Raw genomic sequence first — 15,826 nt, 5'->3', positions numbered from 1 at the left:
CGTCGCCCTCGTATCGCGCGGGCAGAATCGCGAGACTGGAAGGAGCCGACGGGAGAGGGGACAGCGATGGAAACGGACCGGCATGCCCACGTCCTGAGTGGCACCAGCGACGAAGCCGCGTGCCACTACGAGCGGGCGCTCGACGCGCTGTTGTTCTTCCGTGGGGAAGTCGCCGACGAGGCGCAGGCGATGGCGACGGCGTCCCCGGATTCCACCATGGCGCACGTCTTCGGCGCCTACCTCGGGCTTCTCGGCACCGAGGAGAAGGATGCCGCCGAGGCCCGGCGGTCCTTCCGCGCCTTCCGAGGCGCGGTCGGTCTTGCCGGGCTCTCGCCGCGCGAGAGGATGCACACGGCGGCTGCCGAGGCGTGGCTGGGCGGGGACATGCTTCTGGCCGGTGAGATCCTCGGCGAGATCAGCACCGAGTTCCCCCGCGACGCCCTCGCCCTGGCCGTCGGTCACCAGATCGACTTCTTCACCGGTGACGCCCAGCGGCTGCGCGACCGAATCGGTGGCGCGCTCTCCGCGTGGGACAGCGACGACCCGCACTTCGGCCCACTTCTGGGGATGTACGCCTTCGGACTCGAAGAGGCTGGGCACTACGGCCATGCAGAAGAGATCGGGCTCCGGGCGGTCGAACTTCATCCGCGGGACGTGTGGGGGATCCATGCGGTCGTCCACACGTACGAGATGCGGGGGCTGTTCGGCGACGGGATCCGCTACCTGGACGCGCGGACCGAGGACTGGGCCGACGGCAACTACCTCTCCGTGCACAACGCGTGGCACTACGCCTTGTACGCCCTGGAGGCCGGGAGCATCGAACGAGTGCTCGGCGTCTACGACAGCACACTGCACAACGAGGCGTCGCAGGCAGTTGCCATGGAACTCCTGGACGCCTCCGCTCTGCTGTGGCGGCTGCTCCTTGCCGACATCGACGCCGAGCCCCGCTGGGCGGCACTCGCCCAGGCATGGGCCGGGCGCGAGGACGGCGCCTACTACGCCTTCAACGACGTCCATGCGGTGATGGCGTACGCGGGGGCCGGGCGGCTCTCCGATGCCGAACGGCTGGTGAAGGACCGTGAGCAATGGCTCTCCCGGACCGATCCCGCCGTATCGAACCACGCGATGACACTCGAGATCGGGATCCCGGTGGCCCGCGCCCTCATCGCGTACCGGCAGCGGCAGTACGGCCGGGTGGTCGAGTTGCTCGCCCCGATCCGCTACCGCTTCAACTCCTTCGGCGGTAGCCACGCGCAGCGCGACGCCATCCAGCGCACGCTGGTGGAGGCAGCCATCCGCTCCGGCCTGCACGACCTCGCCCGCACCTTGCTCAGCGAACGCATCAATCTGCGTCCCATCTGCCCCTACAACTGGCGGGCCCGTGCCCGGCTGGCCGATCAGCTCGGAGAAACGTCGAGGGCGGCCACTGCCCGCTCCCGTGCGGAGGAACAGGCCGCTGTGGGTGCGGTTGCACTGGGCTGAGTACGGCTCGTTCATCTCGCTCATCTCGCTCGTCTCGCCCGGGACCAGGCCCGAGCCCAGCGCCGGCTCCCTCTCGAGGGTGGTCGAGTTATCCACAATCACGGTGTCGTACACAGATTTTGATCGGGCTCTTCCGCCTCAACCAGCCAGCGCCGTAACGTAATTCACGCGAGACGCTCCCCCGATCCACGTGAACCCGACCTCGTTGGCGTTGTGGCACACACGACGCTCCCTGCGGCGCCATCCCGGGCACATACCAAGGCGGCGTGCGTCCATATCGACGAGTACGTCGATCCCGAAGAGCACGACAACCTCGACCACCACGGCGACCACAGCAACGCGGCCACCCCCGATTCCCACAGAGCGGAGCAGCCCTGCCATGAGCCAGCCTCGGATCCTGACCGTGCGACCCGAACCGGGTGATTTCGCCTGGACGTTCGGCGGTGCGCCACCCGTGGCACGGATCGCTCCGGGTACGGTCCTCGACCTGTTCACCGAGGACTGCTTCGCGGGGAACGTGCGCTCCGAGAAGGATCTGGTGTCCGAGGTCTGCCAGTTCCCGTATCTGAATCCGCAGACCGGTCCCTTCCATGTCGAGGGTGCCGAGCCGGGCGACACCGTCGCCGTGCACTTCGTGTCGATCGAACCGGCCCGGGACTGGGCGGCGTCCACCACGGTTCCTCTCTTCGGAGCGCTCACCTCCACCCACACCACCGCAACGCTCCAGCCGCCGCTTCCCGAGACCGTCTGGATATGGCAGCTCGACCGAGACCGGCGGACCGCGCACTTCAGCGCACGTGACGGCGACTTCGAGATTGCGCTGCCGATGGACCCGATGCACGGGACGGTCGGCGTCGCGCCGGCCAATCTGGAGGTCCGCTCGGCCCTCGTGCCCGACGCGCACGGCGGCAACATGGACACTCCCGAGATGCGGGCCGGGGTCACCTGCTATCTCGGGGTGAATGTGGAGGGCGCACTTCTCAGCCTCGGCGACGGACACGCGCGGCAGGGCGAGGGAGAAACCTGTGGAGTGGCCGTCGAGTGCGCCATGAACACAGTCGTGATCGTCGAACTCCTGAAAGAAATCGCCACCCCCTGGCCGCGCCTGGAGTCCGACACCCACATCATCTCCACCGGCTCGGCACGACCTCTTGAGGACGCCTTCCGAATATCCCAACTCGACCTCGTGCAATGGCTGGTACGCGACTACGGCTTCAGCGAGCTCGACGCCTACCAGTTCGCGACGCAGACCGTCGAGTCGCCGCTCGCCAATGTCTGCGACACCAACTACACATGCGTGGCCAAGCTCCGCAAGGAGTGGCTGCCCGCGCGCGAAACTCACCGGGGACTGCACGCGCGACTACGAGAGACGGCCACGCTGCTGCCCCATTGAGAATTCCAGCTGTTTCCCCCCACCGAGAGGTAGACCAGCCATGGATCGAGCGAGACGTTTCCCCAGCAGGCGCAGGCTGCTGCAAGGAGCGGCCTTGGCCGCCATCCCTGCCGCGCTCCTCCCCACCACCCGTGCCACGGCCCGAGCTCAGGCGGTCGACTACCCGCTCGCCCAGTGGGTTCCGGCGAGCACCTCGAACTACACGGTCGCCAGCCGCCCCAGTACCTACCCCGTCGACTACGTGATCGTCCACGTCACCCAGGAGACCTACGCCGACACTCTCGCCATCTTCCAGAACTCGGCGAAGAAGGTGTCGTCCCACTACGTGGTGCGCTCCAAGGACGGTCACATCGCCCAGTGCGTCCGCGAACGCAACGTCGGATGGCACGCGGGCAACTGGGACTACAACACCCGCAGCATCGGCATCGAGCACGAAGGATGGGTGGATAAGCCCGAGTACTTCACCGACGCGATGTACGAGCAGTCGGCGCTGCTGACCTCGGCCATCTGCGATACGTACGACATCCCCAAGGACCGCAAGCACATCATCGGGCACGTCGAAGTGCCCGGAAGCGACCACACCGATCCGGGACCGCACTGGGACTGGACGCGCTACATCCGACTGGTCAACTCCGCCTGACACACCCCGGGTGATGCTGGGGAGCCTGTCGGGGCGCTTGTCGGGGCACGCTCACGGGGGCGACGATGGCAGCACCGCATCGCCGTCCCGGGAGGCCGAATTGACCGAACCATGGGTGGCCCTGGAGGCGGGTGCCGATCCTGCCGAGCGGATGCGGATACTGCAACGCGCGCACGAGAGGTTCACCGAGGCTGGGACGGTCGCGCGGCCGGTGCGTTCCGTAGTGGCCGACTCGTGGCGGCGTTCGGCCAGGGCCAGAGTCAGCCCGGAGGACACCGGCGCGGCGGTGGAGCTCACCGACGGGGACCTCGGTTCGTATCGGGCCGAGCATCCTCTGGCCGGGGTGATGCCGCTGTTCCGGGAGCTGATGGGCACGTTCGCGATGGACGGTGAGCATCTTCTCGCGGTGTGCGACGCGCACGGCAGGCTGCTCTGGGTCGAGGGTCACTCCGCGACCCGCCAGAAGGCGGGGCGGATGAACTTCGTGCCGGGCGCACGGTGGGCGGAGTCCGCGATGGGGACGAACGCTCCGGGTACGGCGGTGGCGGTGGATCGGCCTGTGCAGGTGTTCGCCGCCGAGCACTTCATCCGGCGCGTCCAGCCATGGACGTGCGCGGCGGCTCCGGTGCACGATCCGCGGACCGGGCGGCTGCTCGGAGCGGTGGACATCACCGGAGGTGACCGTCTCGCGCATCCGCACAGCCTCGCCTTCGTGCAGGCGGTCGCTCGGGCGGCGGAGTCCCACCTGGCTCTGCTGGCGCCGTCGGTGACGACCAGGGACATCGTGGGGCTCACCGCGCTCGGCCGTGATGAGGCGCTGTTGCTGACAGATGGCCGCAAGATTCGGCTGAGCCGTAGGCACAGCGAGATCATCCTCCTGCTGGCTCGGCACCCGGAGGGGCTGACCGGCGACGAACTGCTGTGCGCGCTGTACGAGGACGAGTCGGTGACACCCGTGACCCTGCGGGCCGAACTGGCCCGGCTTCGGCGGCTGCTTGGGCCGGAGCTGCTGAGTTCGCGCCCGTACCGGCTCGCGGTGCCCGTCGATTCGGATGTCGACGCCGTCGAGCGACGGCTCGGTTCAGGGGCGGTCACCGCGGCCGCCGCCGCGTACGCGGGTCCGCTCCTGCCCGCTTCGCAGGCGCCTGCCGTGGCGCGGCTGCGGCGCAGGCTCGCCGATCAGCTGCGGGCGGCACTCATCGCACGCCGCGACCCCGACCTCCTGACCGACTGGGTGCACACCCCGTGGGGCGAGGATGACCTGGCGGTGTGGCGTGCCCTTGCGCAGGTACGGGCGACTCCACCGGTGCTGGCCCGCCTCCGCGCATTGAACGCGGAGTTGACAGACGCGAGACAGGGGGACTGATCCCGCCGGTCGACTTCCGCAACGTACCTGCAACGTCCGCGCTCCTACGCTCCGGGCGAGAGCTGCCCAACGGCGGGCAGCCTTCCCCGGGAGGCCAACAAGATGACCCGTTACGCAGCGCCCGGCACCGACGGTGCAGTTGTCTCCTACCAGGCCCGCTACGACCACTTCATCGGCGGCGAGTACGTCCCGCCCGCCCGCGGCCAGTACTTCGAGAACCCGAGCCCGGTCAACGGGCAGCCCTTCACCGAGATCGCCCGCGGTACAGCCGAGGACGTGGAGCGCGCCTTGGACGCGGCGCACGCCGCCGCGCCCGCCTGGGGCCGCACCTCCCCGACCGAGCGCGCGGACGTCCTGCGGAAGATCGCCGACCGCATGGAGGCGAATCTCGAGCAGCTCGCGGTGGCCGAGAGCTGGGAGAACGGCAAGCCGGTCCGCGAGACACTGGCCGCCGACATCCCGCTCGCCATCGACCACTTCCGCTACTTCGCGGGTGTTCTTCGCGCGCAGGAGGGGTCGCTGAGCGAAGTGGACGAGGACACCATCGCGTACCACTTCCACGAGCCGCTCGGCGTCGTCGCGCAGATCATCCCGTGGAACTTCCCCATTCTGATGGCTACGTGGAAGCTCGCGCCGGCTCTGGCGGCGGGCAACGCGGTCGTCCTCAAGCCCGCCGAGCAGACCCCGGCCTCCATCCACTACTGGATGAGCCTGGTGGCCGACCTGCTGCCGCCGGGTGTCGTCAACATCCTCAACGGCTTCGGCGTCGAAGCCGGCAAGCCCCTGGCCTCCAGTCCGCGTGTCGCAAAAGTCGCCTTCACCGGTGAGACCACGACGGGGCGGCTGATCATGCAGTACGCCTCGGAGAACATCAAGCCGGTGACGCTGGAGCTGGGCGGGAAGTCGCCGAACATCTTCTTCGACGACGTGTGGGCCGCCGACGACGACTTCCGTGACAAGGCGCTCGAGGGCTTCACCATGTTCGCCCTCAACAACGGCGAGGTCTGTACCTGCCCGTCGCGTGCCCTCGTCCAGCGAGGTCACTACGGCGAGTTCATGGAGGCCGCGGTCGCCCGCACGGAGCAGATCGTGCCGGGCCACCCGCTGGACACCGACACGATGATCGGCGCCCAAGCCTCCAACGACCAGCTGGAGAAGATCCTCTCCTACCTGGACATCGGCCAGCAGGAGGGCGCCAAGGTCCTGACGGGCGGCCAGCGCATCACGTACGACGGAGAGTTGGCCGGTGGCTACTACGTCCAGCCGACGATCTTCGAGGGCGACAACCGCATGCGGATCTTCCAGGAGGAGATCTTCGGCCCGGTCGTCTCGGTCGCGTCGTTCAGCGACTTCGACGACGCCATCAAGACGGCCAACGACACGCTGTACGGCCTGGGCGCCGGAGTGTGGACACGAGACATGAACACCGCATACCGAGCGGGCCGGGCGATCCAGGCGGGCCGAGTCTGGACGAACTGCTACCACGCGTATCCCGCACACGCGGCCTTCGGCGGCTACAAGCAGTCCGGGATCGGACGCGAGACGCACAAGATGATGCTGGAGCACTACCAGCAGACGAAGAACCTTCTGGTGTCGTACTCGCCGAAGAAGCTGGGGTTCTTCTAGGCATTAGAAAAGGGCGCCTGAACAGGTGTTTCACCTGTCAGGCGCCCTCCCTGAGCGCACCTTACGCCGTTGGGTGGATCGCGAGGTAACTCCCGATATCTCCCACTGCTATCCCACCTCTGACCAGCTGTTCCGGGGCATTTCCGGGCCAAGGCCCGGCTCATGTGTCCTCTGCACTGCGGTCCTGCCCCTCCCACCTTCGCATCGACTCCTCGATCAGGCTGTTGGCGTGGTTCCGCGCCTCGGCCAGAAACTTGGCGTAGTAGCGAAAGAGGACCTGGATGCTCTGCCCGGCGCGGCGCGCACACTCCGCTGGGTCGACACCGGAGGCAAGCCAGAATGAGATCCCTGCGTGGCGTAGATCGTAGGGGCGTTTCGCCAGCTCAAGGGCGAGTTCATCGAGAGTCAATGTCGCCTCGCGCGCTCGCCCCCATGTGATGTTGTACGCAGAGGTATCAATGTAGTTTCCCGCGCCATTGCGGAACAGACGCCCATCGGGTGCGACACCGAAACTCTTTATGTGCTCGCGCAGCATGCGGACCAGCACAGGCGGGATAGGCACGGGCCTCGTCGCCTTCGCCGCCCGTCGCTTCAGTGAGTGAACCTCGTGAACGGCACCGTTGTTCGTCCACTCCTTCCCCGCCGTTACGACCCCGCCCTTCAGGTTGAGGAGCCCCCACCCAGTCGCCGGCAGTCGGCACTGGGACTTCTGCAAGTGAATAGCCTCAGCAGGGCGCATCGCGGCGTAGTACATGCAACCGAAAAAGGCGTACAGGTGTGGGCCTCGACCGGGCAGCGCCCTGACGCCTGCAAGCAGGCGACCCACCTGCACCGGATTGGGCACGCAGTCCGGATCAACTTCGTCGGCAACTTCGGGTGCGGACCAGCGAAGGCCGCTCATCGGATTCTGGGTGAAGTACCCTCTTTCCACTGCGACCCCGAACACCTCATTGACGGCAGCTTTCTTTCGCTTCGCGGTCGTCGCTGCGGCGGTTGCCCCATCGACCTTGCGGCACAGAGCGTCGAGTCCCCGGCGCAGCACATCGGGCTCCGTCAATTCGCTCACAGACAGCGAATGGCGCTGCAGCCAATCCAGGGCCGCCTGCCACTCATCAGGCGGATCCTCCCTCCAGGCTTTTTTGTTGAAAGCCCATGAATACAGTGCCCTTCGCAGTTCACGAGGCGCCCGGGATATGTGCTCTGGCTCGACGAAGGCTGGAGTGATGGTCGCGAGAGCATCGGCAAGCGTTCGACGTGTGTTCCCCGGCGTACGGTCCCAACGCTGCTCGATGTACTCGCGCGCCAGGTCGTACCAGGTGGTGCGTTGTTTCAGGGCCCGAAGCTCGGAGGCCGGCAGGCCCGTCCTTGTGTCGAACGGCTCGCCGTTACGCGCGGCAGTCACGAGTTGGGAACGGCGGCTCTCCGCAAGCCCCTTCGTGAGAAAGGACTCGGATTTCTCCCGCCCATCGACCGTCCATCGAACCTCGAACCCCTTCCGACGATCGGGTCGCTCGCGCGTGTCCCAAAATCGAACTCTGTAACTCATCGCCATTCGGGCGTATCCCTCTCACACGCTTCCCACCACGCGTCTAGATCGACGCGGCGGCAGCGGAGTTCACCATTCGGAAGTTTGATCATTCGGGGCGCTTGACCGCGAGCGCGCAGGCGGTAGAACGCTGAGGGGCTCATTCGGATTTCCGTCAGGACCTCGGCGAGTTTGAGAGCAGGAGGGCGAGCCATTTTTCCCCTGGAGATTTGAACGAGTCGCCAGACGCTGGGCGGCACAACAGAGCTGACTCAGTTGAGCGTCGGCATGGAAGTTCACCGCATCCGCACGTCTCCACCGCCAAGTGCAGCCGCTGCGAACTCCTCAATGGTCGCGACGATCGCCGGTTTGGCTAACCGGCGATCCTGGTCTATGTTGCGAGCCGCATCGCCCAGAGCCCGGCTGCTCTCGCGTTGCCTTCCGTTAGGAAGCCAACCGGTATGAGCGCAGGGCGGGGATCGCGCCGTCCGTGACGACTACTAGCAGACCCTCGTCGGCGAGTCGGTCAGGAGCTCGCGCTACGACACACCCAAGAGCCCTAACGGCATGGGCACTTGCAGAGTCCCAGACCCGCAACGCGATGCCCGGTCGCGGTGATGGCTGCATTGAATTTGCACCTCGCCGAACAGCCCGGCCGCGACCACGCAAACACCCATCCCAGTGGACACAGCACCGTAGCCACCGGCCGCGACCGGACCAGGCGCTCAGAATGCCCTGCGCGAAAGGGGTTGGGGGGAAGGGAAGCAGGCGGAACGAATAGCGGAACCCGACAGACAAACCTCCTCGATAGGGACCAAGCCATCAGGCAGCCGACGTGAGCCGCGCTTCTGACCTGGTGTTTCCCGGTCGTTGTACGTTGACATGCTCCCGGCGGAGGTTTCCAGTCCTTTGAGGTTCTTCCTTGTCTGCCGTCGGCGAATGCATGCCGACAACTGCGTGGAACCCTTTGTCACGGAGCCGCTGGGATACAAGACATGCCGACACATTCCTCATGAGTCGCTGCCCGTGTCCCGTCGTCCAGAGGACCGTCCGGAACTGCCGAAAGCGACGCGTCAACCTGGAAGGTGAGCACTGGCTGACTGATACAGACCGGTCCATCTTGACGGGTGGCGACCGGCTGTCGGCAAGCGCTGGACGTCTGGATAGGGTCGCGGTACCCGAGCTGGAGAGGCAATTACATGGCCCACGAGATTGTGATCGCCCAGACGACCAGCGACGACGAGGACCAGGCGAAGGCGCTGGCCCGGGGAGCGGTCGAGAGCAAACTGGCAGCGGGCGTTCACATCGATGCGCCGATCACCGCCTTCTACTGGTGGAAGGGGGAGGTCGAGACGGCGCAAGAGTGGCGGATCTCTTACATGACTACGACGGACCGTCTCCCGGCACTTGAGGCATGGCTGCACGAAAGGCATCCGTATGACGTCCCCCAGTGGATCACGCTGCCCGTGACCGGAGGGTCGGAGGCGTACCTGTCCTGGGTGGTCGAGGAGACTCACCCGCAGTAGGGCCCCACTACCCGGCGTCTCACCGCCACCGAGCTTGCATGCCGCGATGGCTCACGACGCGAACGTCAGCAAACGGCCAGCGAGGTCGCGGTCCGCGTCGGGGAGACGGGTAGCGATACTGTGCGCCCGCCCACGCCCCAGTGTGTTGGGCTTTGACTCCGCCGCGGCGGCGAACTGGCGCGCGACGTAGACCCCACGATCTACGCCGCCGCCGCGCAGAAGGGCCGAGGCTAGGCCCCCGAGGACCACCACTCCAGAGGCGGGCAATTCTCTACCGAGGCGCTCGCCCGCAGATCCGGCCGGCCTGGACCCCCGGGCCGTGAAGTCTCCGTTGGATCAGGCTGGTGTCGTGTCGAGCAGGAGCGACTCCAACAGGGCAGCAGTGATGGTCGGATCCGTGGTGTGGTGCACGGTCCGAATACCCAGGGCGTCGGCCGGCAGCAAGTTGTCCTTGTGGTCGTCCACGAACACGCACTCTGGGCCGGTCAGTTTCAAGGCGTCAAGAGCTCGCTCATAGATGACTGGGGACGGCTTCCGCACGCCTTCGAGCTCCGAGAGGATCACCGCGTCGAAGAAGTCGGTCCACATGCCCTTGTCTGCGTATGGGTTGTACGGCTCGATTCCGAAGCTGTTGCTCAACATCGCGACTTTGACCCCGGCCTCGCGGGCTCTCCTCGCCGCGGCGACGATCTCCGGCTCAGGGTGAAGGTTGGCGAGTGCGCGCTGCATCAAGTTGCTGGGGTCGATTCCGAGGATGCCGCCAATGACACCGTTCCAGTCCTCCTGCGTGGCCTCCCCCACCTCCAGTGCTGCGTAGACGGCTATGCCTTCAGGATTTGTGTTGAGGGCCGCAAAGTACTCGCCAGGCTTCAGGCCCTCTGATCTCTCGAACGCCTGCCCATTCAGCCTCATACGGGTGGTGAGCACACCGCCGAAGTCGAGAATCAGGCCACGGAACGGGGTTGGCAACGCATCCTCCTCGCCAATCTGGTCGTGCATCTATAACGTCAGCAGCCGCTATTGGCCTTGCCCGCGGGCTACATGATTCCCTTCCAACGCCATGGCGGTGCCCCGAACCGGCCCCGCAGGCAGTCGATGCGATGCTGCGCCTCGCGCCGCCACTCCGGGTGGTTGGCGGCATGCTGTGCGGCGTACGTCGCCATACGCAACTGACGTGTAGCCGAGAGGAGTTCGTATCCCCCCCACTCTGTGACGTCGACTCCGTAGGTATCGCAGAACGCGGCGTACTCCTCGGCCGACACTGCCCCTGTCGTGGTGAGTTTTACCGCGGTCGATACGAGATCCCATTCCGGTGGACCGAACGAAGCGCGCTCGAAGTCCAGCAATAGCGGGCCAGCCTCCGTGCGTGCCACGTTGCCGACCCAGGCATCCCCGTGGACCACACACTCGGGCAAGCCATTCGGCTTCGAATTCCACTGGCCCTTGAGCTCTTCGAGCCGACCTTGCATCCACTCCCGGTCGTCGTCGGAAATCGTGCTCGCTGCGTCGATGCGCTCGACCAGGCGGACAAACGGGTCCAGCTCACCGAGCGGCAGGTCAGGCTTGGGCAGAGCGTGCAGTTGTTTGATGAGCGCGACGACGTCGGCGACGGTCCCGTTCTCGTGTGGGGGCAGCTCCTGCCAGAACGTCACCGGATGGCCGTGAGCAGCTACCGGCTGGTGCAGTTCAAGTACACGTACGGCAGGCACGTATTGTTCTGCCAGCCAGCGGGCGACCTGGACCTCGCGCTCTGCGGCGGCGTACTGGCCAGGCTTAGCGATTCGCACCACCACTCCCCCGGGCAGCCGCCAAAGGGCGTTCTCGGCGATTCTTATCGGCTCAGCACCGGTCGAGTCGAGGCCGACGGCCAGGCAGGCCACCTGAAGTATGGCGTGGGTAGCCGTGGTTGATGGGATCACGTCTGAACCGTAGCCGCGATGCGCTCGCGTAGGTCGTTAGCCTCGGAGAGCTTCCGGTGTCGCCCCGCGAACCGGGCGAGCTCCCGCAGATCGTCGGCGGCCCGGCACGAGGTCAGCTTGCCCGCGTCGTCCAACGCTCGATGGCCCAGCACGACCGCGTGCCGCGGGTCATCGCCCTTAACCATGACTAGTGAAGCGAGCTTCGTCTCGGAAATGGCGCGCGAGCGGGCGAAGGTGCTGCCGTGGCCCTTCACTGCGATCTCAAAGCGGCGAGCCGCTTGCCCGGGGTCCTGGTCCGCGTGGACAGCGAGATCGAAGAGGGCGTGCGCGGTATCGCCGTGGTGCTGGGCATGGTCGTAGTACGCCATCCACGTCGGATCCTTCGCTGGGTCAGACTGTTCGAAGGCGGCGTCTGCTTCTCCGACCGCACGCAGGGTGCTGGCCACGTCGCGCATCTTGCCGAAGGCCCGAGCCCGGGCCGTATGGAGCATGGCGCGCTCGGTGGCGGTCAGCCGGTCCGAGCGCACCAGGCCCTTCTCAGCATGGGTGAGGCCAGTGTCTGGGTCGCCGACCCAGATTTCGTGCCGGGCCATGAATGAGTATGTCTTGGCGCGTAGGTGCCACTCCCCGGCTTCTTCCGCGCACTCGGCGGCGAGCCGGAAGCTGACTCGGGCATCGTCGTGAGCGTACGCATCGAATTGCGAGGCGCCGACAACAATCCCCAACCGAGCAATGGACGCGAGGAGTTCGGGGCGCAAGGGCTCGGGGCAGGGAACATGCAGCAGGGAGGCGCCCCACATGATGGCGCCGCGGGCCAGTTCTCGTACCGCGCCACCGCCTCCGTATTCGTTGTCCTGACGGTGGATGACGTCGGCCAGCGACTTCAACTGCCCAATTTCGCGTGGGCGGATCTGAGTCGGAATCTCCGGCAGAGCCCTTGGAGTCACGAGGTGGACGAGATCTATGGGGGTGATGGCGGCAAGGCCGCTCGTGGCGAGGAAGGCACGACGGTCCACAGAGGCAGGGCTCCCACTTGGAGGTCTTGTACTACCTCTTCCCAGGATGGGGCCTCCGCGGACCTGAACCGACGCCTCCGCCCTGCCATGGGGTGCACTTTCCGTTTCGGGACGAGGTTTTTCCGTTTGCCGGAACACCATGCCCCACGCCCTCGAAAGGACTCCGCCGGTATCCAAGACCTCGTCCAAGCGCTCGGCTAAGTCTCTAGAGCAGGCGGCAGTCCCCTTCTCGATCTTCTCGATCAGAGAGCCGCTGACCTGCACCTGGAAGGCTAACTCAGCGTGTGTGAGCGGGCCGCGCTTCTTACGCCCGGTACGCACTTCATGGCCGAACCAGTCGCGCGGAGACGCATCCGGCGTCAACTGCTTCTCGGGTCTTGGCATGGGCTTTTCCTCGCTCGCGAAACGGAAGATCGAGGCTTCCGAATCAGGATCTGCACGGGTTCCTGTCGGCCTGGCTCAATGGTCGCTGACGGCCGCCACCTCAGTACACACCGCACCCGGCGCCCGTTGGAGGGATTTCGTCGAATGAGGGACTCCGCGTGAAGGCAGACCCGATGGAGACTCAACAGGCCGCCGAGGAAGGCACCACTGCAACCATCCGAACACGCACCGGAACATGCGAGATCGACCTCACCCTGACTCCTGCTGTCGTGTCGGGCGTGCGTGACCTCGTCAGTGCGAGCTTGAGCTTGTGGGGTCTGGCCGAACTCCAGTGGGAGGTCGCGCTCACCACCTCCGAGCTGTTGACGAACGCCTTCCAGCACGCCCGCAACGAGGGTGAGCCCTCAGTCCCTGTGAGAGTCGTCCTCACCCGAACCCCTGACGGCGTATTCCTCTGCGTCAGCGACCCTCACCCCCGGCATCCAGCCGTCATTTGCGCGGGCGACAGTGACGAGGGCGGTCGCGGCCTGGCGCTGATCAAGCGGATCACCGCCGGATACGGCTGCTCATCGACAGCGCACGGCAAGGACGTGTGGGTCAACATCCTTCGCCGCACCTAGCCCCGACTTCCCGCGCCCCTCTCAGATTCGAAAGGACCAAACATGTGCCGGCACTTCCCGCCGTGTCCCACGGCCTACGCGGCCGACCAGGAGGCCGCGCGGACAATCGCGCACCACCCGGAGCAGGGCTGGAGCTTGCTGTGCAACGGAGTGCTGCTCTTCGAGGACACCGGTGAGTTGCTGCCCAACGGCACGCTCATTCCGCCCTCTCGTCCTCTCCTGGCACAGGGGGCACTCTGATGGTCGGAGCCGCGCCTCAACATCTCTGGTCCTGGAAATGCCGCCCCGTCACGCATTTCGGAGCATCCATCGGGCAGGCCCTCAGGCACGCGCCTGCGACCGTTGAAGCACTACGAGATGCCGAGCTAGGGATGCTGCGAAGCATTCAGCCAGTACGTGCCAAGCATCGCACCCGGCCAAGCTGGCTGACGGATGTCGCCTTGAGGTCCCATCTCTTCGAAGTACGGCGCCAAGTCGATGACGGGCGTCCCGTCGACGGCGTCAAGATCCGTTACCAAAAGATCCCGGCTCTCCACTTTCAGCAACCGCGGGTAACTGGTCGCCAGTTGATTGGGCCGCCGGTGGTTCCGGTGGCCGAACGTCCCGATCGCTGGCCACCTCTGGTCGCCGCGAGGGCTACGCGCGTGCAGCTGGACGTCCTCCGGCCGCGCCAGGTGGAAGCGCCACGTGACTGTCACAGAACCGACCTCCACCGCCCAGGTGACGACCGAGCCGCAGTATGCCCAGCCGCTCTTCCCCACTGCCGAGGATTCCCATGTCTGACAGCGCGTTCCCGACACGGCCGACGGCGACCGACCACCGCCGACGGCAGCCCCCGCGGACCGATGCCTTCACGGTGGACTGCGCCCGTCGTGCCGTAGTGCTGCCTCTGCTGCTCCTTGCGGCCCTGCTGGGTGCCGCCTTCGCCGTCTGGTCGATGGCTGCGGTGGCTCTCGTCTGGCTCTTGGTCGGACTGGTCTGCGGGCTGGCCGGCGTAGCGCTGGTAGCAGCCCGTGGAGCGCGCACGGCCGCTAGTGCCGGGCAGGCGGTGCGGGCGGCTGTAGAGGAACGACGGGCAGCGGAGCTGACAGCGGTCGCGGCGGTTGTGGCGGCAGTCGAGAAGTCCGTGCAGTGGTCGGCAGACGAATTGTCCCGAGGGGCAAGGCCTACGTTGCCGGACAGGCAGATGCCGCAGCCGTCCAGCGCGACCGCAGAGATCGAGAAGGCGTTGAGCGCGCTCCAGGTGCAGGCCGTCGCGTCGCTGATACGCGTGCACGACGAGTCCCAGTCCGTCGTCCTTCTGGAAGTGCTGCGCCGCTTGGCCATGCGGGAGCATGCCCTGGTCGGGAAAGCGCTGGACGCATTGAGCCGGCTGGAGATGCTGACCGACGACCCGGAGCTGTTGGCGACCATCTTCGAGATCGACCACCTCGTGACACGGATGCGTCGTCAGGTGGAGAGCACGGCGGTGCTGGGCGGGCAGTCCCTGCGCAGCGCGCGTCGGCCGGTTCCCGTCACGACCACGCTGCGCGGTGCGATTTCCGAGGTGGTGCAGTACCCACGCGTGGTGGTCGCTGCTGGTTCCGTGGGTGCTGAGCTGGGCCTTCCAGGACATGTGGGTCCGGACCTGACGCACCTGTTGGCCGAGCTGATCGAGAACGCCTGCGAGTGCTCCGATCCGGCGACGAGGGTGACCGTGCGAGCCCAGCAGGTACCGAACGGCCTGGCGATCGAGGTCGAGGACCGAGCCATCCCCATGGACCCGCAAACGCGCGGACAGATGAACCGTCTACTCAAGGCGCCCGACGAGGTCGACGTCAGCGGTCAGGTGCGAGCGGGACAGCTCGGCTTGCTGGTTGCTGCGAAGATTGCCCAGTCGCACGGGCTGTCCGTTCTCCTGCAGGAGAATGTGACGGGAGGCACCACGGCTCTGGTTGTCATTCCGGCACGGCTCCTCGTAGCGATTCCTCCCGTCGGTGGCGCGGGAGCTGGTTGCCGGGAGGTACGCCTCTCCACGTCCCCGCCACGGCAGGCTGCTGCAGCAGCAATGGCCGGCCCCTCGCCAGGGCAAGTCCAGCCCCCGATCACCATGGACGCGCCGAGGACTGACGAGGCGGGGCACGCAGGGCCCGCGCCCGACCTTCCCCGGCGTACGCGGCAGGCCAGTGCGTTCCCTCCACCACGTGAAAGGGAGCAATCCCCTGCGACCGCGCCGACGCCAGGGCTCGCAGCCGCCTTCCGCACGGGCATCGCGACCGGCGGGGCCGCCGGTCCTCCTCCCACTTCGGCAGAGCAGCCCAGGACCTGACCACCACCCGCTTCCTCCGCG

At 66.5% G+C, this 15,826-nt stretch carries 14 protein-coding genes and 2 pseudogenes; 9 read left to right on the top strand and 7 right to left on the bottom strand.

From position 1 onward, the window contains the following. The first annotated feature begins 66 nt into the window (after positions 1-66). From ACZ5CR_RS00485 to exaC, 5 genes are all read left to right on the top strand, one after another. Positions 67-1,482 (top strand): tetratricopeptide repeat protein, encoded by a 1,416-nt coding sequence (locus ACZ5CR_RS00485; protein WP_468852125.1) that lies wholly within the window; start codon positions 67-69, stop codon positions 1,480-1,482. 379 nt (positions 1,483-1,861) lie between these two features. Then, positions 1,862-2,875 (top strand): acetamidase/formamidase family protein, encoded by a 1,014-nt coding sequence (locus tag ACZ5CR_RS00480; protein ID WP_468852123.1) that lies wholly within the window; start codon positions 1,862-1,864, stop codon positions 2,873-2,875. A gap of 40 nt (positions 2,876-2,915) precedes the next feature. Continuing rightward, a complete protein-coding gene (locus ACZ5CR_RS00475; protein WP_468852121.1) occupies positions 2,916-3,515 on the top strand; it encodes an N-acetylmuramoyl-L-alanine amidase in 600 nt (199 codons plus the stop codon). Positions 3,516-3,615: 100 nt separating this feature from the next. Further along, positions 3,616-4,881 carry a GAF domain-containing protein gene (locus ACZ5CR_RS00470; protein ID WP_468852119.1) on the top strand — a complete coding sequence of 422 codons (1,266 nt, stop codon included), beginning with the start codon at positions 3,616-3,618 and terminating at the stop codon, positions 4,879-4,881. 102 nt (positions 4,882-4,983) lie between these two features. After that, positions 4,984-6,507, top strand: a complete 1,524-nt coding sequence (gene exaC / locus ACZ5CR_RS00465; protein ID WP_468852116.1) for an acetaldehyde dehydrogenase ExaC — start codon at positions 4,984-4,986, stop codon at positions 6,505-6,507. 160 nt (positions 6,508-6,667) lie between these two features. Here exaC and ACZ5CR_RS00460 read toward each other — a convergent pair whose 3' ends face one another. Both ACZ5CR_RS00460 and ACZ5CR_RS00455 read right to left on the bottom strand, forming a co-directional pair. Next, positions 6,668-8,059, bottom strand: coding sequence for a tyrosine-type recombinase/integrase (locus tag ACZ5CR_RS00460; RefSeq protein WP_468852114.1), 1,392 nt, complete (start codon positions 8,057-8,059; stop codon positions 6,668-6,670). Next, positions 8,050-8,247, bottom strand: a complete 198-nt coding sequence (locus tag ACZ5CR_RS00455) for a helix-turn-helix transcriptional regulator (RefSeq protein ID WP_468852112.1) — start codon at positions 8,245-8,247, stop codon at positions 8,050-8,052. Before ACZ5CR_RS00455 ends, ACZ5CR_RS00460 begins: the two co-directional genes overlap by 10 nt. Before the next feature lie 984 nt (positions 8,248-9,231). Here ACZ5CR_RS00455 and cutA point away from each other — a divergent pair. Then, entirely contained in the window at positions 9,232-9,558 is a 327-nt protein-coding gene (cutA, locus tag ACZ5CR_RS00450; protein ID WP_468852110.1) for a divalent-cation tolerance protein CutA, read from the top strand. A gap of 336 nt (positions 9,559-9,894) precedes the next feature. On the opposite strand, the gene ACZ5CR_RS00445 is transcribed toward cutA, so the two are convergent. The 4 genes and pseudogenes from ACZ5CR_RS00445 to ACZ5CR_RS00430 all read right to left on the bottom strand — a co-directional run. After that, positions 9,895-10,557, bottom strand: coding sequence for an HAD-IA family hydrolase (locus ACZ5CR_RS00445; RefSeq protein WP_468852108.1), 663 nt, complete (start codon positions 10,555-10,557; stop codon positions 9,895-9,897). Between the two features lie 38 nt (positions 10,558-10,595). After that, on the bottom strand, positions 10,596-11,477 hold the full coding sequence (locus ACZ5CR_RS00440; protein ID WP_468852107.1) for an aminoglycoside phosphotransferase family protein: 882 nt from the start codon (positions 11,475-11,477) through the stop codon (positions 10,596-10,598). Next, entirely contained in the window at positions 11,474-12,493 is a 1,020-nt protein-coding gene (locus tag ACZ5CR_RS00435; protein WP_468852956.1) for a hypothetical protein, read from the bottom strand. The genes ACZ5CR_RS00440 and ACZ5CR_RS00435 overlap by 4 nt, the downstream gene beginning before the upstream one ends. Positions 12,494-12,652: 159 nt before the next feature. Then, positions 12,653-12,877: pseudogene (locus ACZ5CR_RS00430) on the bottom strand (helix-turn-helix domain-containing protein); the annotation flags it as partial. A 158-nt stretch (positions 12,878-13,035) separates the two neighbouring features. Between ACZ5CR_RS00430 and ACZ5CR_RS00425 the strand changes: the two are divergent. Both ACZ5CR_RS00425 and ACZ5CR_RS00420 read left to right on the top strand, forming a co-directional pair. Further along, a complete protein-coding gene (locus ACZ5CR_RS00425) occupies positions 13,036-13,497 on the top strand; it encodes an ATP-binding protein (RefSeq protein ID WP_468852105.1) in 462 nt (153 codons plus the stop codon). Positions 13,498-13,539: 42 nt separating this feature from the next. Further along, complete coding sequence (locus ACZ5CR_RS00420) at positions 13,540-13,737, top strand: DUF5999 family protein (RefSeq protein ID WP_468852103.1); 198 nt, start codon at positions 13,540-13,542, stop codon at positions 13,735-13,737. Positions 13,738-13,862: 125 nt separating this feature from the next. Here ACZ5CR_RS00420 and ACZ5CR_RS00415 read toward each other — a convergent pair. Then, positions 13,863-14,207: pseudogene (locus ACZ5CR_RS00415) on the bottom strand (TrmO family methyltransferase domain-containing protein); the annotation flags it as partial. Between the two features lie 65 nt (positions 14,208-14,272). On the opposite strand from ACZ5CR_RS00415, the gene ACZ5CR_RS00410 reads away from it, so the two are divergent. Next, the gene (locus ACZ5CR_RS00410; protein ID WP_468852102.1) at positions 14,273-15,805 is read left to right on the top strand and encodes a sensor histidine kinase; all 1,533 of its coding nucleotides are present in this window, start codon (positions 14,273-14,275) and stop codon (positions 15,803-15,805) included. Positions 15,806-15,826 lie beyond the last annotated feature (21 nt).

The organism is Streptomyces sp. NPDC031274, assembly GCF_055570235.1.
This window is presented reverse-complemented; position numbering and strand designations above follow the sequence as displayed.